Origin of the sequence: Exiguobacterium acetylicum, assembly GCF_022170825.1 — a bacterium.
GTDB lineage: Bacteria > Bacillota > Bacilli > Exiguobacteriales > Exiguobacteriaceae > Exiguobacterium_A > Exiguobacterium_A acetylicum_B.
Map to the genome: position 1 here is coordinate 2,270,934 of NZ_CP081878.1, position 21,446 is coordinate 2,292,379.

Here is a 21,446-nt window from a genome sequence, read left to right on the forward strand (position 1 = left end):
CCCCTGCTCCTAAAAAGAGCAGAGGGTTACACTTACTTCAATGATTCAGGTGACACCGTCACGTCTGGTACGTCGAGACGTTGCTGACGTAAACGGTAGATCCGGGCGATGTTCTGAACGACGACCTTCGAGACTGCATAGGTCGGAACCGCTAAGATGACACCGATGATGCCGCCAATTTTTCCAGCAACGAGTAACACGATGATGATCGTTAACGGATGGACCTTGAGCGTTTTCCCTTGAACATAAGGCGAGATCAAGTTCGATTCGATTTGCTGTGCGACGACGATCGTGATGATCGCGTAAACCGCTTTGATCGGATCGTCGATGAAACCGACGATGACTGCCGGAACAGCACCGATGTAAGGTCCGAGATACGGAATGATATTCGTGACCGTACAGAATAAGGCAAGCAATAATGCATATTGAATGTCTGCGATAAAGAAGCCGATCAATGACATAAGACCGACACAGATCGAAACGATGACCTGTCCGTTGACATAATGCTTCACTGTCACATGCATGTCGTGCAAGATTTTACGTGTTTCCGTCTCATAGCTTTTCGGCAACAATTTCACGACGGAGTCTGGAAACTTGTAACCATCGAGCAGCATGTAGACTAAGATGAACGGTACTAAGACGATGATTAAGACGGTCGAAGAGATGACACCGAAAATCGTTCCAACAGACGTCGAGACGGACTTAAAGACCGTACCGATATACGAAGTCGCTTCATTCGTCCACTTATCAAACAAGTCCGTATTCTCATGTACCCATGTCGAGATGAAACGATTGTTCATCAACTGATCGCGTAAATTTAACGTTTGATCACGCAATTCGACGACGAGCGTCGGAATACTCGTTGCAAAATCCGTCACCTGCTCGACTAGAATCGGTCCAATCGACGCAACGGCAATCGTCAGAATCGTAATGAAACCAAGCAAGACGATCAGCACGGCAAGTCCACGTTTCTTGACCCGCTTTTGCAACGCATCAACGATACCGAGCGTAAAGTAATAGAAGATCCCCGCGATGATCAGAGGCGGGAAGATCAGTGCCAACATGACGCGAATCGGCTGGAATAAAAATGAGATTTTCGTTCCAACCCAGATGACGAGAAAAATCACTAAAATCCAGATTAATGCTTTAAACCATTTGTTTCGTAATAACTCCACCTAACATATCCCCCTCACACCTATTCGTCAGCCGACTTTTTCCTCGGTGACGTCTTCAAGACGTTGGCGCTCCATCTGTCCCCAGTGTCCGCGACCCGTCAAGAATTGAATCAATCCTCCTAACTTGAAGAAGACGAGAATCGGACGGTACCAGAACGACTCGGTTAAGGACCATAGATACAAACGAATCAATTCCTTGACGTTCTTGAATCGATGCATCGTCCACTCTTCCAATAATACGGCACCCGCTGATAATAAGGAACCATAGAGTAAAGCGACAACGAGTAAGACAATCCCGAATTCAAAATTGAGTGTACCAACGAGCAGGTTCAACGGAATGATGAAATAACCGATCAGTTCGACGATTGGTCCGAGCAGTTCAATCAAAAAGAAGTACAACATCGAGACACTACCAACAGAACCATATTTCGGATTACCAATCATCCGTTTATGAGTCCATAGCGTCTCAGCAAGTCCACGGTGCCAACGTGTCCGTTGCGAACGCAACACTTCCATCGACTCTGGAGCCTGTGTCCAGCAAACGGGTGCCGGAACATATTCGATTCGTTTATCAAGTTTGTTTTCCTTCATGTAGCGGTGTAATCGGACGACAAGCTCCATGTCCTCACCGACAAGTCCTTCTTTATATCCGCCCGCTTGCACGACGATGTTCTTTTGGAACAAGCCGAACGCACCGGAGACGATCAATAAGATGTTGAAACGACTGAGTCCTAGGCGACCGAACAGGAATGCTCGGAAATACTCGATCATCTGCATCAGGACGATCCGTTGTTTTGGTGTTCGAATCTCGACGATTTCGCCGCCTTCGATCGTACAACCATTGACGAGGAAAATCGAACCACACGTCGCGACGACTTCTTCATCTGACTCAACGATTGGCTTCATGACTTTTAATAAAGCATCGCGCTCTAAAATCGAGTCCGCGTCGAGCGAACAGAAATACGGATAACTCGAGTGATCGATACCGGCATTCAAGGCATCAGCCTTTCCGCCGTTTTCTTTATCAATGACGATCAAACGACTATCAATCCGCGAACGATAGACTTGTTTGATTGGTTTTGAACCAATCAAGATACGTGGATACTGAATTTCTTTTTCTAACTCATACGCACGAAACAGTTCATCCATCGTTCCGTCTTTTGAACCATCGTTGATGACGAGCACCTCATGCTCCGGGTAGTCAAGTGCAAGTAATGCTTGAACACTCGACACGATCGTGTATTCTTCATTATAGGCTGGAACAAGAATACTGACTGGGCGTGTATAGAGTGACCGCATCAGTGGCAAATACGAGCTCTCTTTTCGACGGAAGCGTTGTCGTCGAACCATTTGAGCAGAAATCAAGTACAACGTCGAGTAAAACACGATGACGAGTAGCATATAGATCAATACAGTCCATGAAAGGACTTCAATAATGGCTTGGATTGTCTCAGACGACATGATGTTTCATCTCCTTTGCCAACCGTTCTGTTGCTTTTTGTCGCGCATACCGGTCGGGGTGTGTACTTGCGACCTTAGCTAATTGTTCAATCCCACCACAAGAGAGCAATGCATCAAAGGCTGCTGTACGGACCCACCAAGAACGACTGCCGACAAACGGCAAGATCGCTGGTATCGCATCTTCTGGAACGACGTGCTCTAAGAAACGAAGGGCAAGCATTTGCTCAACCCAGCTCGATTCTTCTTCCAAGTAAGGGACATATAATGCCCAGTCTTCTTCAAGGCCGATTCGTGTAAGCGCGCGGAGCGCACGTTTACGGATTTCTGGATTTTCATCTGTTGTCTTATCACGGACGAGCGCGATATAGCGCGTCTCATCTCGGTCGAAGATCAACTGAAGAATCGCTAACTTAAATGATAGGGTCAACTCTTCAAACTCAGCCACCCATTCTGCTAAGTCTTGACTACGTCCGACCGCAAGAATCGCACCAAAGAAGCTAATGTCATTTTCTTGTTTGGCAATCGCAATCGCATCTTGTTGGGATAATGAGACGAGTGTCCGGACGATGACATCACTCTCTTCCTTCTCGAGCGTTTTCCCCCATCGTGATTGAATCATCGGCGCGACTGCTCCCAAACGGAATTGAGAGACGGCTTCATAGGCGTTTAGGCGACGGTCAATCCGGCGATGCTTCAATTGTTGTTCGTAATACCCTTGCATGTTCGCAGCTACGAATGCTTTTATCCGTTCAAGATGCTCCGGTGTTGCTGTCAAGTTGGACAACGCGAATAGCTCAAGCTCAGCTAAATCCTCGTTTTCTTTTTCAATCAGCGGCATATCCTGTCGCTCGCCCGTCGCATAGTCGTAGATGTCATCTCGAAAGGCGAGTTGCCAATCGCGCCGTGCATGCTCGCGGTTGGCGCGTTTTCGTTTTTGAACGACGAGATAGACTAATGCTCCACCTTGCAAGAGCACTAGCACGACGATGAATACTAGAATCGCCTGCATCATCGGCCATCCTCGACTTTTCGGATCCATGCGCGGAACTCTTCGATTTTTAGCGGAAGTGTCATGATGTAATCAACGCCTCGATCAATTGCAAGAACGTGATCGCGTTCGCGGTTATACATCGAGATCATCATCGATTGAAATGGTGCGATGCTTTGTTGTTTCGCTCGTAGTAATAATTCCAGTCCATCTGCTCGGGGTAACGCTGACGTAAACACAAGCAAATATGGACGGTCTGCTACATATGCATCGAGGAACGTCTCAGCTCGTTCGAACGTCACGAATCGTTCAAATCGATCCTTCAGTTCTCGCTCCATCATCCGAAGGATGTGTGGGTCTTCCGTCACGACGACGACATCAGCAATCTGATGGATTTTCTTGTATCGAGCAAGTCGATCGAGAACGAGCTCCCGTGATAGCGTCGCCGGTAGGATTTCACGTGCATTTTCTAATCCATAGAAGGAGGACTCCGTATTAAAATACACGACAGGAATCCGCTCTTCGACGACAGGTTCACTCGCAAGAACGACATCGGCATAAGAGATGTCCGTTCGAACACACCATCCTTCCTCGATCAGACCATTGACCGTTTCCGGCATTTGTCCAACTGTGTGCACGAATAAGGTATTCGTCGACGATTGTTGGACGGTTTCTTCCGTCCATTCAATCGTCGAACTGACCTCTCGATCTTGATTTGTTGATTCAAACGACTGGTGGATTAATTTCCACATCTCTTCACGTCGCATTTAGTTTCCTCCCTCAGTGAATGCTTTTTTCATCGTATCGTAGACAGGTTTTAATTCTTCACGTTGTTGCGGATTCGTCCACTCTGCCCAATTATAAAAACCACGATCCTTCTCTGGAATACGTGTAGTACCGACTTGACCTGTGACTTCAATTCCCTCCGTAATCATCTTCGCTTCGAGTCCATCTTTCCAGAAGTCCCCAATGATTTCGTGTTTACTAGGGTCACGCATATTCAAGACCATCCATGGAATACGGAGTTCGACAGTTGGTTTCGTGACATCCGAGATATCCGTTAAGATGTCATCCGGTTCTCCCTCATGTAAAACACCTGTATCCCACTTGACGGCGGGTTTGACGATTTTTTTCGTTACCGGGTCTCGTCTTGCATAATCAAGCATTTGATAAATCGGAACGAACTTTCCGCTATCTTTTTGATCAGATGGTGGTTTCACCATCTCAAACGGCATCTTCAAACCATAGTGGTATCGGAAGATATCATAACGGGCATCGACATCGATGCGTGCCGCCTTATCAATCGTCAGTCGGTATTCGGCTCCTTCATCAAGCATTAACGAACCGACTTTCGTGTTCCCATCATTTGGTTTAGTTGACAGTGCAAGTGTTGTTTTCTCTGCTTTCTTCCGGTCGATGCGCAAGTAAAGATATGCCTCATCAGAAGTCATATAAATCGCTTGATCCTTGTTTTCAGCTACTGGCGCATATCCTTTCCAATCATCCAGTTTCCCGTCAATGACAATGTCTGAACGAAGGAAACCAAGCATACCGAAATGTTGTTCACTCGTCTGGACATTCGACCATCGCGGACGGGTATCCGCATCATCATAATCCATCGTATTCCATGTTCGCTTGAACCATTCATCTTGCCAGATGAAGACGAGTCCGCCGGCTGTCTTAACGTCTTTGATGTCCTGATAGAGCTGCGCGACAAGTTCGCCTTGTTTCTTTTCACTAACATGCCCTTGATCGAAACCGTTCGGTCCAAGGTGCGTTTTCCCACGAGAGCTTGGAATTCCAAATTCCGATACGAGTAACGGCATATCATGATAGTCCTTCATTTCTTTCAAGTAGCGGGAGTAAGACTCTGATCCCTTATCTGCTTTTTGACTGTACTCTTCCTTGATGAAAGAAGGATAATACGGATAGATATGGTAAGACGCAAACAAACCACCCGGGAAATCCTTTGTTGCTTTCAAGTGATTGAAGTCGATTGAGACGAGATCTTGTTCTTCCTCAATCTCTTCCGGGTGCTTCAACGGATCCGTCGTCGGCCAGTTCGTTGAACCGATTGGTCGAGTCGTACCGTACTCTTTGATTTCGTGTGCTGTCGCTGTGTCCATTCGACCAGCAAGCCATGATTCAAAAGGTGACGCTTCTTTTGTCGTCGTCACGTATTTCCCTTCGAATCGTGTTCCTTTATTCTTTTTATTCGTTTCAACGACTGCTTCCGGTAACCATTCAATTCCGAAAACGAACGCCGAAACGTATTGCGAGACGTCTGAAGTATATGTTCCTGAAGCATGACCAACAACTTCTTTGACGACAGCATTTCCATGAATGACATCGACCATTCGTTTGGCTTCCGTATCCGTCATCTTTAAGAAGTCTGGCTCAAAAGCGTTCTTCAACTCTTCAAATGGCTTCTCCTCAACCCACATGCCTTGCATCAAATAAATCGGTTGTTTCGCTCGTTCGTTATACGCTTTTAAGGCATCGTAAAAAGCAGGAGGATGCAATGTATACACGCGAATCGTATTGACACCCAACTCGCCGATTTCCTTTAGCCAACGATCGTATTCATTACGACTGATGGCATGTTCCCCAGGAAATGCCCCCGGGCGACCGAGTCCGACGTTAACGCCCTTGACGAAATACGGCTTCCATTCGCCATCTTGATACATCTCAAGCGTGTCTTGTCCTTCACGTGCTCGCGTTCGTAGTTCTTGATTACCGACTTTCGTTTGAGAGAGTGGTTTGACTTTCGCAGCCTGCGTCGAGACACGTTTCGTATCTTCTAGAATTCGTGTCAGAGTCGGGGCATAAATCTTCCAAAAGAATGCTGATTCACTCTCTGCACTATCGAGGATGAACTGTTTACGGAACCAATCAAGCCCACTGTATCGATAGTAGCGCGGGATATCCGCGACATCCGTGTAGTCACCAGCAAAATAGTGTCCACTTCCTTGCGTGACATACGCTGGGAACTCAAGCGGTAACTGATATTTCCGAAGCATCGCTTGTGTCTGTTTCGAAGGCTTCCAAGAGAAATGAGCTTGTTGTTCGCCACCATCAAGCTCTAGAATTTCGAACCAGTAGTTATAGCGCACTTCATCTTTTGCATTTCCTTTATTTCGATCCCATTTATAGAGTAATGGCGTGTCATCATTGACGAAAAAAGCCTTTTCGGTCGAATCATTAATGAAGACATAACCCGGTCCAGATAATTTGAACTCTTTCTCTTTTGCTTGTGTTTTCAATTGCGTCACGACATTTTTCTCAAGACCTTGCAATTTTGTTAAATCCGGGAAAAATCGACCAATCCATCCTGTCCAAGCCGTTCCGAACAATTGGCGGAACGCATTGGACCGTTCGACTGACGTCGGACTTGCCGCTGTATTAAACTCCGCCACGACGGTTTTCCCTTGCGATATCGCTTCGGTCGCAAGCTCGACGTCTTCCGTCGTCAAGCCACCACGATGTTCTTTTTTTCCGTTGACGTCATATGACTTTCCATACGTATCCGTAAACAACAGCACATCTGCTTTAGAGGCTTGTTGTAACATTTTTTCACCTTGTGTCCCATCATACCGGTTAATGTAGTCCGAATACGCATAATCCTGCCCTTGCGCATTTCGGATCTTTAAGTGATTCAATAACCACGTCGTTCCGGCATGCTCTCGCTCTTCTGTTCCGTTCGTGTAATCAAATAGCGCAATATTTAATGTCTTTTCCTGCTTCAAGAACCATATGGCAAATGGTGTCAGAATGAGTAAGACGACGATTGCGAACGTCCATTTATAACGCCTCATATTGGCATAGCCTCCCACTAGAACAATTTGTTCCTATCATTGTAACGTGAATCAAATGATGTTCATATAATGGAAATCAAAAATGGTGGAAGGAAATGATTAGTTGATACTTTTGGATTACTTTAACCCTAATAAAAAAACGTCCCGCTCTCCTATTGTCGGAGAACAGAACGTTTCGTTTTTTTACAGAAGGCGATAAATCGCTTCCCATGCTTCATCGACGCCTTCTCCTGTCTCAGATGAGAAGGGAATCAAGGTATCTTGACCGTCAAATTGCAACTTACGTTTGATTGCCGCGATATGTTTATCGCGTTGACTCTTTTTGATTTTATCGAGTTTTGTCGCAACGACGATGACCGGTAGATCGTAATACTTCAAGAAATCATACATCGTCACATCATCCGCAGAAGGATCATGACGAATATCGACGAGCTGTACGACACCTTTGAGAATTTCGCGTTGTGTGAAGTACTTCTCCATCATCTTGCCCCACGCTTCACGTTCCGTCTTCGATACTTTTGCATACCCGTAACCTGGTACGTCGACGAACATGACTTCATCATTGATGTTGAAGAAGTTCAATGTTTGCGTTTTACCTGGTTTTGAAGACGTCCGCGCGAGTGCTTTACGCTGGACCAATTTGTTGATGAAAGAGGACTTTCCGACGTTCGATCGTCCTGCGAGTGCCACTTCTGGCAACAATGGCTCCGGGTAATGTTCCGGATTGACGCCACTCGTAATAAAATCAGCTTTATAAATTTTCATGTTACTCTCCTTTTAATGCATGTTCGAGCACTTGCTCCATCGTCGCGACCGGAATGAATTCCATTCCTGCGCGAACGCTTTCCGGGATATCATCGATGTCCCGCGTATTGTCTTGCGGCAGCAGAACGGTCGTCAAGCCCGCACGATGTGCTGCGAGTGACTTCTCCTTTAATCCACCGATCGGTAAGACACGTCCACGCAACGTGATTTCACCTGTCATCCCGACATCCCGGCGAACCGGACGTTTTGTTAAAGCGGAAATCAATGCTGTCGCGAGTGTGATCCCAGCAGATGGACCGTCTTTTGGTACGGCACCTTCAGGAACGTGAATGTGAATATCCTGCGTTTCGTAGAAGTTCGGTTCAATGCCAAGTGAAGTCGCGTTCGCTCGGACGAAGCTGTAAGCGGTCTGAGCCGACTCTTGCATGACGTCTCCGAGTTTCCCAGTTAGCTGCAACTTTCCTTTACCCGGAGCAAGGCTGACTTCGATCGTCAACGTATCGCCCCCAAAAGCAGTATACGCTAAACCAGTCACTGCGCCAATCATATCTTCGAGCTCACCTTGACCATAACGGTAGATCGGTTTGCCTAAGAAATCATCTAGATTACGCTTCGTCACCGTCACGCGCTTCTTCTCACCCATCGCAATTTGTTTCGCTGCTTTGCGACAAAGTGATCCGAGAACACGTTCGAGATTCCGGACACCTGCTTCTCGTGTATAGCGCCGGACGACTTCTTCTAGCGCATCTGCTTTGACCGTCAATTGACTCTTTTTCAAGCCGTGCTCAGCAAGTTGTTTCGATAATAAGTGACGAACAGCAATTTCCGTCTTCTCTTGTTCCGTATAGCCACCGATCTGAATCAGTTCCATCCGGTCAAGCAACGGTCCTGGAATATTCGAGACATCGTTCGCTGTCGCAATGAAGAGGACGTTCGATAAATCGAATGGTTCTTCAATATAGTGGTCCGAGAAGCTGTTGTTTTGTTCCGGATCAAGGACTTCAAGCATTGCTGACGACGGATCGCCACGGAAGTCGTTTGACATCTTATCGATTTCATCGAGTAAGAAGACCGGGTTGTTCGTTCCTGCTTGTTTTAAGCCACGAATGATTCGCCCTGGCATTGCACCGATATATGTCCGGCGGTGTCCCCGAATCTCTGCTTCGTCACGTACACCACCAAGTGAGACACGAACGAATTTCCGTTCGAGCGCTGTTGCGATGGAGCGTGCGAGTGATGTTTTCCCGACTCCCGGAGGACCTGATAAACAAAGAATCGGACCACGTAGCGAATCCGTCAACTGACGAACGGCAAGATATTCAAGAATCCGTTCTTTGACCTTTTCTAAACCATAATGATCCTCGTCGAGCTGTTCCGAAGCTGCTGAGACGTTCAAGAAATCGTCCGTTGCTTCGTTCCACGGTAACGAGAAGAACCATTCGAGGTAGTTACGAATGACACCATGTTCCGGACTTGTCGCTGGTACGACAGCTAAACGACTGATTTCTTTTTCGACGTTCGCAACCGTCGTTTCTGGTAAATCAAGCATCGCTAGCTGTTCTCGGTATTTCGTCGCATCACTTTCAACAGAAGCGGACTCGCCACCGAGTTCTTGTTGAATCGTCTTCAATTGTTCCCGCAAGTAATACTCGCGTTGTGATTGTTCGATCGTCTTCTTCGTCCGCTCACGCATCTCACGTTCGAGTTCGACGACTTCATATTCATGCTTCATGACATCAAGTAACATCAAACCTCGCTCGACAGGATCTTGTTGTTCAAGGAACTCCTGTTTCTTCGAGATATCGATCGGTAACTTCGACGTGATATAGTCTGTCAATGAATCGAGACGTTCGTATGTCTCAAAGCGGCGACGCTCATCTGTTCCGATGCCTTTGATGCGAGAGACGAGCTGACCAAATTGTTCTTTGATGAGACGGACGAGCGCTTCTTGTTTTGCCCCTTTGATGTCCATCTTTTCGATCGGTTCGATGACAGCTTGATAACCTTCATCTGTCTCTTCGACGTTTTCAATCCGGACGCGTTCCTTCCCGATGACACGGACACGAACCGTATCATTACCGAGTTCGCTCATCTTCGCGATTTGGACGAGCGTACCAACTTGATGCAATCCGTCAACAGACGGCTCTGCTTCTGGATCACGTTGCGTGACGACGACGAGATCGATCTCGTGTTCCTTTGATGCTAGTAATGCTTTTAAAGACACGGGACGCCCGACATCGATCGTCAACCCGATTAATGGATACGCGACGACACCGCGTAAAGGTAAAAGTGGATATTGTTTTTTCTTCATTCGAATTCCTCCTAAACAAAAAGACTCGGAAAGGCGTACAAGTAGCCTCCGAGCCGATTTGTCACGGTGTTACGCCGTTTCTTTTTCTTTCCCATGTTCAATTGTACCATCTTTCAACTCAAGCGTTGGACCACGTTTACCAGTCAACGTTTCTGCTGTAATGATGACTTTCGCAATGTCTTCACGCGATGGGATTTCGAACATGATATCTAGCATAGTTTCTTCGATGATCGAACGAAGACCACGCGCACCTGTTTTACGCTCGATTGCGAGCTTCGCAATCTCAAGAAGTGCATCTTCCGTGAAGTCGAGTTCGACATCATCAAGTTGAAGCATTTTCTTATATTGTTTAACGAGGGCGTTTTTCGGTTTCGTCAAGATTTGAACGAGTGCCTCTTCATCAAGTGGCTCGAGTGTCGCCATGACTGGCAAACGACCGATGAACTCAGGAATCAAACCAAACTTTTGAAGATCTTCTGGCAATGCGGCTGCTAGAATTTCTTTTTGTGTAAGGTTACGGTTCTCTGAATCGTTTCCGAAGCCGATGACTTTTTTACCGAGACGACGTTTGATGGACTGATCGATACCATCGAACGCTCCACCAACGATGAACAAGATGTTCGTCGTATCGATTTGGATGAATTCTTGATGCGGATGTTTCCGTCCACCTTGTGGCGGTACACTTGCAACTGTTCCTTCCAAAATCTTCAGCAAGGCTTGTTGGACACCCTCACCAGAAACGTCACGTGTGATCGACGGGTTTTCTGATTTACGAGCGATCTTATCGATCTCATCAATGTAGATGATTCCTTTTTCAGCCTTCTCGACATCGTAATCCGCTGCTTGGATGAGTTTCAACAGGATGTTCTCAACGTCTTCACCGACATAACCTGCTTCCGTCAAACTTGTTGCATCTGCAATCGCAAACGGTACGTTCAAGATACGTGCCATCGTTTGGGCAAGAAGTGTCTTACCGCTACCTGTTGGTCCGATCATGACGATGTTCGATTTTGAGAGCTCGACATCATCTGCGCGACCACCAGCATTGATTCGTTTGTAGTGATTATACATCGCTACAGATAACGATTTTTTCGCTTTCTCTTGACCGATGACATAATCGTCAAGTGTCGTACGAATTTCATGCGGTTTCGGAACATTCTTTAGCTCAACTTCTTCTTCTGTACCGAGTTCTTCCTCTACGATTTCATTGCAGAGTTCGATACACTCGTCGCAAATGTAAACGCCAGGTCCAGCAACAAGTTTGCGTACTTGTTCTTGTGTCTTTCCACAGAAAGAACATTTTAGCTGACCTTTTTCTTCGTTGAATTTAAACATAAAGGTCCACCCCTTTAACGTGGAAATTGTATGGACGCCTGTAGCATCCCGTCTCACGTTTTACTATTTATGATTGTAGCATGAACAAGGAAAGTCTTTCAAATCCTGGACGACCGATTTACAGTTTGATGTTCTGAACCAAGGATTGTTTGTCCTTGTTTGACCTATCGTACAAAAAAATCGACTCCAAGACCAGAAATTGGGCTTGAAGTCGATCGAAAACCATGAAATGGCTTATTTTGCTTTTGCGTTGTCGACGAGAACATCGATAGCTTTACGGAATTGAAGATCGCCTTTAAGCGTTTCAAGACCACCTTGTGGTGCAAGCATCGTTTCAAGTTGATCTGCAGGGATGTTGTAGAGTTCTGACATTGATTGAAGTTCAGTTTGAGTTTCCTCATCTGTTACTTCGATTTTTTCGTCAGCAACGATTTGCTTGAGGACGAGACGTGCTTTAACGCGCTCTTCCGCTTGCTCTTTCATTTCAGAACGCATTGCCTCTTCTGTCGTTCCAGTCAACTGGAAGTACATGTTGAGGTCGATACCTTGTGATTGAATACGTTGTGTGAACTCTTGAACCATACGCTCAACTTCGTTTTCGACCATGACTTCTGGAAGATCAACTGTTGCGTTTTTCGTAGCAGCTTCGACTAACTCATCGCGCATTGAAGCATCAGCTTCTTGTTTACGTGTGTTTTCGAGACGTGTACGGATTTTTGTTTTCAACTCGTCGAGTGAAGAAACTTCTTCATCCATCTCTTTAGCGAACTCATCTGTCAATTCAGGGAGCTCTTGAGCTTTTACTTCATGGATTGTTACTTTGAATGTAACTGGTTTTCCAGCGAGTGATGCTTCGTGGTATTCCTCAGGGAATGTCACTTCAAGATCTTTTTGCTCGCCAGTTTTTAAACCGACCATTTGCTCTTCGAATCCAGGAATGAAGTTTCCAGAACCGATGACGAGTGAGTAGTTCTCAGCAGTTCCGCCGTCGAATTGGTTTTCCCCATCGAAACCTGCGAAGTCGAATACGACTGTATCGCCATTCTCGATGACGCCATCTTCTTTAACGACGAGTTCTGCACCGCGTTCTTGTAATGTTTTGAGTTCAGCGTCGACGTCTTCGTCAGTAACGTTCGTTTCAACTGCTGTGTACTCAAGACCTTTGTACTCACCGAGTGTAGCTTCTGGCTCGATGACGAACGTGATTTTGAATTCTACTGGCTTGCCTTTTTCGAGTGTTTCAACGTCGATGTTTTCAAGCGCGATTGGCTCGATTCCTGATTCGACGACTGCACCTTCGATTGTGTCCTTATAAAGGATATCGAGTGCATCTTGGTACAGTGCTTCTTCACCGTACATTTTGTTGAACATTGCGCGTGGCATTTTTCCTTTACGGAAACCTGGTGTGTTCAAAGTCTTAACGACTTTTTTGAACGCTTGGTCTACCGCTTTATCAAATGCTTCAGCAGGCGCTTCATACGTGAGGACGCCGAGGCTACCTGATTGTTTTTCCCATTTTGCAGTCATGCTGAGTCCCTCCAAAATTGTCAATTAGCGTACATGTGTGTACAACAAGTCACATTATAGCACAATCGTTCTGACGATTACCACTGTTGAACGAATCGTTTCCAGATGTCTCAATCGAAGTAAATTTGCTCGAATGCGATGACTTCCGGATAAAGAATATGTGACGCTCGATATAATCGCTGCGCTAGTGGACTTAAGATGCGTTCCGGATCTTCAGTTTCAAACGTTAGACCTGCGAGCTCTTCGCACGCTGAGAACCAATTCTCCATATCTGATCCAATCAGCTCTCGTTCTTCAAGATGAATCAATTGATCCGACCGTAAGACGAGTAACGCCCGAAACGGGTCCATTCGTTGTAGCATATGCATCGATGCGAGTAACGCTTGTTGCTCCTGTTGATGAGCAAGCAACACTTCCTCTAAATCTTGACGTGATGAGATCGTCCAGTACACATCTACGTGTGGCACCTGAATGATTGCCGGATATGTCAAATGATCAAGGACGCTTCCTAATAACTGATCGATGACGAGTAGACTTTGATGTGCTGTCTCTTGAGCATGAAGATACTGGTCTGTGATGTATTCCATGAGCGCAGGTGTCCGTTCAAGTTCAGCACCTGTCAGGTAGCGCATCTGTTCAACCCAACTCCCGTGTCGTAACACATGCATCAGCTCTATTCCGGGCGCTACCGGGCGCTGCGTCCTATTATTCGTCTGAACCGTAGACGTCTTTTGTTCTCGAACGCTCATCTGCTGTTTGATCTCGTCTAATCGAAGTGCCAGTCCATACGGTAAGTAGGGCGACGCCGAGCGCAATGCGAGTTTCATCGGATAGCGTTCTCCCAGTTCATAAAGAAAGAGTGCGAGCACTTGCTCGACACCCTCGATTTCAAGAAATCGTTCTGCTACAGTTTCAAATCGTTCACGGTCGTTCAATAAGAGCGGTTGAATGACGTAAAGCCGGTGTAAGACATCTTCTCCTGTCAATTGGTTTGTCTCTAATTCGACAATCAATTGTTCTTGTTCAGAAGCGGGCAAGCGGACAACCCGCGCTCGTTCTGCTGCTAGTTCATGTTCCATCCAGCGCGATGTTTCCATATTCCGACACTCCTTTTACTGAACTACTTATTTTGTAAACGGATCGAGTAAAGACGTCCAGTTCGTGATCGCTTCTTGAAGTTGTCCTGCCTGCTCGATTCCTAATCGATTCAACGTATCTAATGAGACGTCAGCTTCAAGCAATCGTGTGATTTCTTCCGACTGATTGACGTACTGCTCCAGTTTTGCACTTAAATTCTGCAACTCTTGCGGTGGATTTTCAAGCCCCGCTAAACGTTGATCGATTTGATCTAGTTCTTGATTGAATTGATCAATCGTTCCGTTTTCCTTCAGCTTTTCGATTTGTTGATCGAGTGCTTGTTCAGGATTCGCCGATTCACGCGCTGTTGTAGCGGCTTCATTCAAAGAGGCGGACAAATCTGACGTGACTTGTGCCGTGTCTTTCGCAATGCCTTGGAGTTCTCCAGCATAATCAACACTATTCTTCACATCATTCACTTGTTGTTTTGCATCGTCGACTGTATTTGAAATCTCACTACATCCAGCAAGAAACGTACTTAGCACTAGGACTGCTCCAACTTTCTTCCACATCGTATTCATCCCTTTCGAGTTCATGATACCTTAATTATAATCGAAAATCGGAATAAAAAAAAGAGACCACCCTCGTGAGGGCAGTCTCTATTTTAATTATAGCGTCCCAAGAGGGATTCGAACCCCCGACCGACGGCTTAGAAGGCCGTTGCTCTATCCTGCTGAGCTATTGGGACGTGTCAACACGAATAAACTATACTAGAACAATTCTTTCGTGTCAATCACATTACAAAGATTGCATTTATTTTATTACAAAAATGTTCCGTCCAAATGGAGTGCGTTTACCGGGTCACCATTTATATCGAGAAAATCGACAGAATAACGGTTTTGATTCACTTCTAGAATCGCATACGTCTTATCTGGTCGATGGCGTGGCATCCGAATCGATCCTGGATTGATGAATAACACACCATCCCGATATTCTGCCTTCGCAACATGGGAATGACCATACAATACGATGTCGGCTTGCTTTTCCTTTGCCTGATGCTGCAAGACATCTAGGCTGTACTTGACGTCCTGACGATGTCCGTGGACACAAAGTACCGCACGCCCATCCATTTCTGATATGACCTCTTCCGGAAAATCGTGTCCATAATCGCAATTCCCTCGCACAACACGATATGGATATAATGATTCGATGTCGCGCGTTAATTGGGAGTCCCCACAATGAAATGCCAAATCTACGCCTTGGTGACGTTCGAATATCGTAAGCAGTTCTTGTTCTAGTCCATGGCTATCACTAACGATCAACGCTCTCATCTTCATCACACTCCTAAGAAAGTAGTTAAGTCCTGTTCGAGTTTACGCAGCGCATTGCCACGATGACTGATCATTGCTTTCTCTTCTTTCGTCAACTCCGCAGCAGTTTTTCCGCTTTCCGTGACGAATAACGGATCGTAACCGAAACCGTTCGAGCCTCTCGCCTCAAAACCGATGTGCCCTTCCATCGTGCCGCGAACCGTCAATGTCTCACCTGTTGGTTTTGCGAGAGCAAGTACACAAACAAAACGTGCTGTCCGTTTTTCTTCCGGTAGATCGTGTAATTTTTCAAGTAACAAGGCATTGTTTGCCGCATCCGACTTTTCAAGCCCAGCAAATCGTGCCGAGTACACACCTGGAGCACCGTTTAAGGCATCGACTTCAAGACCTGAATCATCAGCAAGTACCGCATGACCGAAGTACGCCGCAGCTTCCGTTGCCTTCAAGAGTGCATTTCCTTCGAAAGTTTCACCTGTTTCATCCGTTTCCGGTGCATCAGCGTGATCAAGTAACGACTCGACCGTATAACCAAGACGCCCGAGCATGCTTTCGAGTTCCTTCACTTTACCCGCGTTATGTGTTGCAACGATGATCTTCATCTATGTTCCCCCACTTCTTCTCCTACATACCACCATGACACACCGAGTGCCTCACGACCGGCTTCAATCAATTCCTTAATACCTTTTTCCCCAAGTTCGAGCATATCGAGCATCTCTTGACGAGAAAATGTTGCCTCTTCTCCCGTTGCTTGCATCTCGACGATTTTACCGGACGACGTCATAACAAGGTTGAAGTCGACTTCAGCCGCAGCATCCTCTTCGTAACAAAGATCGAGCAAGACATTTGAATTAACGATTCCAACCGAGATCGCCGCGATGCCTTCCTTGATTGGCGTATCCGTCAGTTTCCCGGCTTGGATCAATTGATCGACTGCTCGAACGAGTGCTAAGAAACCACCAGTGATCGATGCCGTCCGTGTGCCACCATCTGCCTGAATGACGTCACAATCGATCCAGATCGTTCGTTCCCCAAGCTTCTCTAAATCGACGACTGCTCGAAGTGCGCGGCTAATCAGACGTTGGATTTCCATCGTCCGTCCCGTCTGCTTACCACGGACAGCTTCTCGTGCTGTTCGTTGTGCCGTTGCACGTGGCAACATCGAATACTCCGCGTTGATCCAGCCTTGGCGTTTACCGCGCAAGAATGGTGGTACTTTCTCCTCGACGGTTGCCGTACAGAGGACTTTTGTATCGCCTAGTTCAATCAAAACCGAACCTTCTGCGTGTTTATTGATATCAATCGATAACTGAACAGGTCGGAGACGATCCGCCGTTCGTTGGTCTATTCGCATTTAATCTTCCTCCGTTCCAAGCACGATGCGTTCTGCGTGGATCGGCTGATCGAGCCAATCCGTTGCAATCTGATCAAATGAACGGATATCGCCTGTTGCATAATAACGATGTTCCGGTATTTGTGTCACATCTGCTGAAATCGTATTGTAGTCAAGTAGTGCTGCTACCTCAAGTGCCGTCTCGTCTCCCGAAGAGATCAGCTGGACGCCTGGTCCAATGACCCGTCCAATCACGTCTGCTAGGAGCGGGTAATGGGTGCACCCGAGGATCAATGTATCCATGTCATAATTCATCAATGGGCGTAACGTATTGGCAACGACACGTTCGACGTACGCACCGTCTGTCTGCATCGACTCAACGAGCGGAACGAATGGCGGGCATGCCAACGATTCAACGACGACTTGTCCTTCGACGTGGCGTAACGCCTTCTCGTAAGAATTGCTTGTAATCGTCATCTTTGTTCCGATGACACCAATCCGTTTCGTGCGCGTCACCTTGACGGCCGCTCGTGCCCCCGGATCAATGACACCGATGACAGGTATATTTAAACGTTCTCGCGCTTCTTTTAAAACAACAGCCGTTGCTGTGTTACAGGCGATTACGATCAATTTCACATCTTGTTGTACGAGATAATCAATCATCTCCCACGTAAACTCACGAATCTCTTCTTCAGGGCGCGGACCATACGGACAACGTAGTGTATCCCCGACATAAATGATTCGCTCATGGGGCAACTGTCGCATCAGTTCACGTGCGACCGTCAATCCACCGACTCCGGAATCCAGTACTCCAATCGCTCGATTCACTCTTCTCCACCTCTTTCTCTCTACCTTATGGTAACAAAAAAGGACGACGGTGCAAGACCGGCGTCCGAGAATGTACGATTACAGGATTACTGAGCAAGACCTTCGCTTGTCAGCATATCTGAAAGAGTCGTGATTGCTTCAGAAGCATCGTCACCGTTTGCAACGATTTTGATATCTGAATCTTTCGCGATTCCGAGTGAAAGAACACCCATGATTGACTTCAAGTTGACAGTCTTTCCGTTGTATTCCAAGTTGATGTCTGATTGGAATTTAGAAGCTGTGTTGACGAGCTGAGTAGCCGGACGAGCGTGAATGCCTGAATCCGCGATGACTTTGAATGTTTTTTCCATGATTAAGAAATCTCCCTTCACTAATAACGTACTAGTGAGTCGTTTTCGAATATGTGAACTCATTATCAAATGATAACGGATTCGAATCGATTCTGCAAGGAATTTTTATAGGCTTCACTCCACGGGAATGCTTTCCCCGAACGGTCGATTTGTACCATCGATGTCCGTCCTGTGAACATCAGTTCATCTTGCTCATCAAACGCTGCGTAATGAACGTCACACGAAGCACTACCGACGTTCACCGGGTACGCATAGACAGCAAGACGTGACCGTGGATAGACTTGGCGAATGTAGTTACACTGGGCATCCGCAACGACGATGATCCCGTCGTCTGCAAGCGAATATCCGGTTTCTTCTAACATCAATGTCCGAACGTCCTCGAAATAGACGAATGGTACTCGGTTATTCATATGACCGTAAGCATCGGTCTCCGCGAATCGGACGGCGACGTCAAGCCGCGTTCCGTGTTTCATCTGTTCAAGCCATGACTCGAGTTCTGGAATATAAGCTGGTACGCGCACAATGAGTTCCTCCTATCTGAATAAAAAAAGAAGGAGCAAGCTCCTTCTTTGATAAATCATGAGCTAACCGCTTCACCTGTCCGTCCTTCGTCACTACCGAAGAACTTCTTGAATGAGTGAAGTGTCGTCTGGCGGTTCATCGCTGCGATCGAAGTCGTTAGTGGAATTCCCTTTGGACAAACTTCAACACAGTTTTGAGCATTACCACACTGCATGATACCACCGTCTTCCATCAACGCCTCAAGACGTTCTTCCTTGTGGAAGGCACCTGTCGGGTGTGAGTTAAATAGACGGACTTGTGAGATCGATGCCGGTCCGATGAATGTCGAACGATCGTTAACGTTCGGACATGCTTCGAGACATACGCCACATGTCATACATTTTGATAACTCGTATGCCCATTGACGTTTGTTTTCTGGCATCCGTGGTCCTGGACCTAAATCATACGTCCCATCAATCGGAACCCACGCTTTGACCTTTTTCAACGCATCAAACATGCGCTGACGGTCAACTTGAAGGTCACGAACGATTGGGAACGTCTGCATCGGTTGAAGGCGGATTGGCTGTTCGAGTTTATCGACGAGCGCTGTACACGACTGACGTGGTGTACCGTTGATGACCATTGAACAAGCGCCACAAACTTCTTCTAGACAACCCATGTCCCAGTTGATCGGTGTTGTTTTTTCACCGGCTGCATTCACAGGATTTCGACGAATCTCCATTAAAGCAGAGATAACGTTCATGTTTGGACGGTACGGAATTTCAAACGCTTCATCATACGGTTTACCATCTGGTCCATCTTGACGTTGAACGATGAATTGAACCGATTTTTGCGTAGTAGATGATTCGAGTGGTGTCGCCATTATGCTTTCACCTCTTTCTTCGACTTCTTGCTGTAGTCGCGTTTCCGTGGTGGAATCAACGACGTGTCGACGTCTTCATAGAAGATTTCTGGATGGCCATTCGTATAACGCGCCATCGTCGTCTTCAAGAACTGTTCATCATTACGTTCCGGGAAGTCCGGTTTATAGTGTGCCCCGCGACTCTCGTCACGTTTTAAGGCACCGAGCGTGATCGCTTCGGCTAGGTCGAGCATGTGATCGAGCTGACGGATGAACGATGCCCCTTGGTTACTCCAACGTGCTGTATCCGTTGCCGAGATGCGAGTGAAACGATCACGAAGTTCCTTGATTTTCGTAAGTGTTTCTTCCAGCTTATCGTTGTAGCGAACGACCGTGACGTTATCCGTCATGATTTCTCCGAGTTCACGGTGGATTTGATACGCATTTTCCGTACCTTCCATCGATAAGATGTCGTTGAAACGATTGATCTCTTCGATTTTATGCGATTCGACGACGTCTTCGTTCATCTCGTGAACAGATGTCTCAAGTTCGTTCATGTATGCGATTGCTGATGGTCCAGCGACCATTCCGCCGTACACCGCAGAGAGAAGCGAGTTTGCCCCAAGACGGTTCCCACCGTGCATCGAGTAATCACATTCACCAGCTGCGAACAATCCAGGGATGTTCGTCATTTGATCGTAATCGACCCATAATCCGCCCATTGAATAGTGAACGGCAGGGAAGATTTTCATCGGTACTTTTCGTGGGTCGTCGCCAACGAATTTCTCGTAGATCTCAAGAATCCCACCAAGTTTAACGTCGAGCTCCTTCGCATCTTTATGCGACAAATCGAGATAGACCATGTTCTCTCCGTTAACGCCAAGTTTTTGGTTAACACAGACGTCGAAGATTTCGCGCGTTGCGATATCTCGTGGAACAAGGTTTCCGTATGCCGGATATTTTTCTTCAAGGAAGTACCACGGTTTACCATCTTTATACGTCCAGACACGACCGCCCTCTCCTCGCGCTGATTCACTCATGAGACGCAACTTATCGTCTCCAGGAATCGCTGTCGGGTGAATCTGGATGAACTCACCGTTCGCATAGATCGCACCTTGACGATAGACAGCAGCTGCTGCTTGTCCTGTGTTAATGACCGAGTTCGTCGATTTTCCGAAGATGACCCCAGGACCACCTGTCGCGAGGATGACAGAATCAGCCGCGAATGCTTCGATTTCCATCGTCCGGAGATTTTGACAAACCGCTCCGCGACAAATGCCGTTGTCATCGATGATCGCACGAAGGAATTCCCATCCTTCATATTTTTCTACCAAACCTTGCGCTTCGAACTTACGAACCTGCTCATCTAGTGCATACAACAGCTGTTGTCCTGTCGTCGCTCCAGCATATGCCGTCCGGTGGTGCAATGTTCCACCGAAGCGTCTGAAGTCAAGTAACCCTTCCGGTGTACGGTTGAACATGACGCCCATCCGGTCGAACATATGAATGATCTTCGGTGCGGCTTCCGCCATTTTTTGAACAGGTGGTTGATTCGCGAGGAAGTCCCCACCATATACCGTGTCATCAAAGTGCTGGTGTGGTGAGTCGCCTTCCCCTTTCGTATTGACCGCTCCGTTGATGCCGCCTTGTGCACAAACAGAGTGTGAGCGTTTGACGGGTACGAGTGAGAATAACTTAACTGGTACGCCTTGCTCCGCTGCTTTTATCGTAGCCATCAATCCGGCAAGCCCTCCGCCGATGATGACAAGATTCTTGTTCGCCATGTTGTC

At 46.8% G+C, this 21,446-nt stretch carries 19 protein-coding genes and 1 tRNA gene; all 20 read right to left on the bottom strand.

Going from position 1 to position 21,446, the window contains the following annotated elements; translation table 11 throughout:
- Nucleotides 1-32: 32 nt before the first annotated feature.
- The 20 genes from K6T22_RS12005 to sdhA all read right to left on the bottom strand — a co-directional run bounded on the left by K6T22_RS12005 (nt 33) and on the right by sdhA (nt 21,440).
- A complete protein-coding gene (locus tag K6T22_RS12005; RefSeq protein WP_215083824.1) occupies nt 33-1,175 on the bottom strand; it encodes an AI-2E family transporter in 1,143 nt (380 codons plus the stop codon).
- 27 nt (nt 1,176-1,202) lie between these two features.
- On the bottom strand, nt 1,203-2,636 hold the full coding sequence (locus tag K6T22_RS12010; protein WP_238237459.1) for a glycosyltransferase family 2 protein: 1,434 nt from the start codon (nt 2,634-2,636) through the stop codon (nt 1,203-1,205).
- Entirely contained in the window at nt 2,626-3,675 is a 1,050-nt protein-coding gene (locus tag K6T22_RS12015) for a HEAT repeat domain-containing protein (protein ID WP_238237461.1), read from the bottom strand. Before K6T22_RS12015 ends, K6T22_RS12010 begins: the two co-directional genes overlap by 11 nt.
- Complete coding sequence (locus K6T22_RS12020) at nt 3,645-4,391, bottom strand: response regulator (protein WP_238237462.1); 747 nt, start codon at nt 4,389-4,391, stop codon at nt 3,645-3,647. Before K6T22_RS12020 ends, K6T22_RS12015 begins: the two co-directional genes overlap by 31 nt.
- Nucleotides 4,392-7,439, bottom strand: a complete 3,048-nt coding sequence (locus K6T22_RS12025) for a hypothetical protein (protein ID WP_238237463.1) — start codon at nt 7,437-7,439, stop codon at nt 4,392-4,394. It abuts the gene before it with no gap.
- 183 nt (nt 7,440-7,622) lie between these two features.
- Nucleotides 7,623-8,204: a ribosome biogenesis GTP-binding protein YihA/YsxC gene (yihA, locus tag K6T22_RS12030; protein WP_053453982.1), complete on the bottom strand. Its 582-nt coding sequence runs from the start codon at nt 8,202-8,204 to the stop codon at nt 7,623-7,625.
- Nucleotide 8,205: 1 nt separating this feature from the next.
- Complete coding sequence (lon, locus tag K6T22_RS12035; RefSeq protein ID WP_053453983.1) at nt 8,206-10,515, bottom strand: endopeptidase La; 2,310 nt, start codon at nt 10,513-10,515, stop codon at nt 8,206-8,208.
- Between the two features lie 69 nt (nt 10,516-10,584).
- The gene (gene clpX, locus K6T22_RS12040; protein WP_023468977.1) at nt 10,585-11,850 is read right to left on the bottom strand and encodes an ATP-dependent protease ATP-binding subunit ClpX; all 1,266 of its coding nucleotides are present in this window, start codon (nt 11,848-11,850) and stop codon (nt 10,585-10,587) included.
- A gap of 234 nt (nt 11,851-12,084) precedes the next feature.
- Nucleotides 12,085-13,377 carry a trigger factor gene (gene tig / locus K6T22_RS12045; RefSeq protein ID WP_023468978.1) on the bottom strand — a complete coding sequence of 431 codons (1,293 nt, stop codon included), beginning with the start codon at nt 13,375-13,377 and terminating at the stop codon, nt 12,085-12,087.
- Nucleotides 13,378-13,487: 110 nt separating this feature from the next.
- On the bottom strand, nt 13,488-14,474 hold the full coding sequence (locus K6T22_RS12050) for a hypothetical protein (RefSeq protein WP_238237465.1): 987 nt from the start codon (nt 14,472-14,474) through the stop codon (nt 13,488-13,490).
- A 27-nt stretch (nt 14,475-14,501) separates the two neighbouring features.
- Nucleotides 14,502-15,026, bottom strand: a complete 525-nt coding sequence (locus K6T22_RS12055) for a hypothetical protein (protein ID WP_238237467.1) — start codon at nt 15,024-15,026, stop codon at nt 14,502-14,504.
- Between the two features lie 102 nt (nt 15,027-15,128).
- Nucleotides 15,129-15,202, bottom strand: a tRNA-Arg gene (locus K6T22_RS12060).
- Nucleotides 15,203-15,275: 73 nt separating this feature from the next.
- Nucleotides 15,276-15,785, bottom strand: coding sequence for a metallophosphoesterase family protein (locus K6T22_RS12065; RefSeq protein ID WP_238237469.1), 510 nt, complete (start codon nt 15,783-15,785; stop codon nt 15,276-15,278).
- 5 nt (nt 15,786-15,790) lie between these two features.
- Nucleotides 15,791-16,384: an XTP/dITP diphosphatase gene (locus K6T22_RS12070; protein ID WP_238237471.1), complete on the bottom strand. Its 594-nt coding sequence runs from the start codon at nt 16,382-16,384 to the stop codon at nt 15,791-15,793.
- The gene (rph, locus tag K6T22_RS12075; protein ID WP_238237472.1) at nt 16,381-17,136 is read right to left on the bottom strand and encodes a ribonuclease PH; all 756 of its coding nucleotides are present in this window, start codon (nt 17,134-17,136) and stop codon (nt 16,381-16,383) included. The genes K6T22_RS12070 and rph overlap by 4 nt, the downstream gene beginning before the upstream one ends.
- A complete protein-coding gene (racE, locus tag K6T22_RS12080) occupies nt 17,137-17,943 on the bottom strand; it encodes a glutamate racemase (RefSeq protein WP_238237474.1) in 807 nt (268 codons plus the stop codon).
- 86 nt (nt 17,944-18,029) lie between these two features.
- Entirely contained in the window at nt 18,030-18,293 is a 264-nt protein-coding gene (locus K6T22_RS12085; protein WP_012371023.1) for a phosphocarrier protein HPr, read from the bottom strand.
- 65 nt (nt 18,294-18,358) lie between these two features.
- On the bottom strand, nt 18,359-18,814 hold the full coding sequence (locus K6T22_RS12090) for an acyl-CoA thioesterase (protein ID WP_238237476.1): 456 nt from the start codon (nt 18,812-18,814) through the stop codon (nt 18,359-18,361).
- Between the two features lie 56 nt (nt 18,815-18,870).
- Nucleotides 18,871-19,677, bottom strand: a complete 807-nt coding sequence (sdhB, locus tag K6T22_RS12095; protein ID WP_023468986.1) for a succinate dehydrogenase iron-sulfur subunit — start codon at nt 19,675-19,677, stop codon at nt 18,871-18,873.
- Nucleotides 19,677-21,440 (bottom strand): succinate dehydrogenase flavoprotein subunit, encoded by a 1,764-nt coding sequence (gene sdhA / locus K6T22_RS12100; protein WP_238237477.1) that lies wholly within the window; start codon nt 21,438-21,440, stop codon nt 19,677-19,679. The genes sdhB and sdhA overlap by 1 nt, the downstream gene beginning before the upstream one ends.
- Nucleotides 21,441-21,446: the final 6 nt, after the last annotated feature.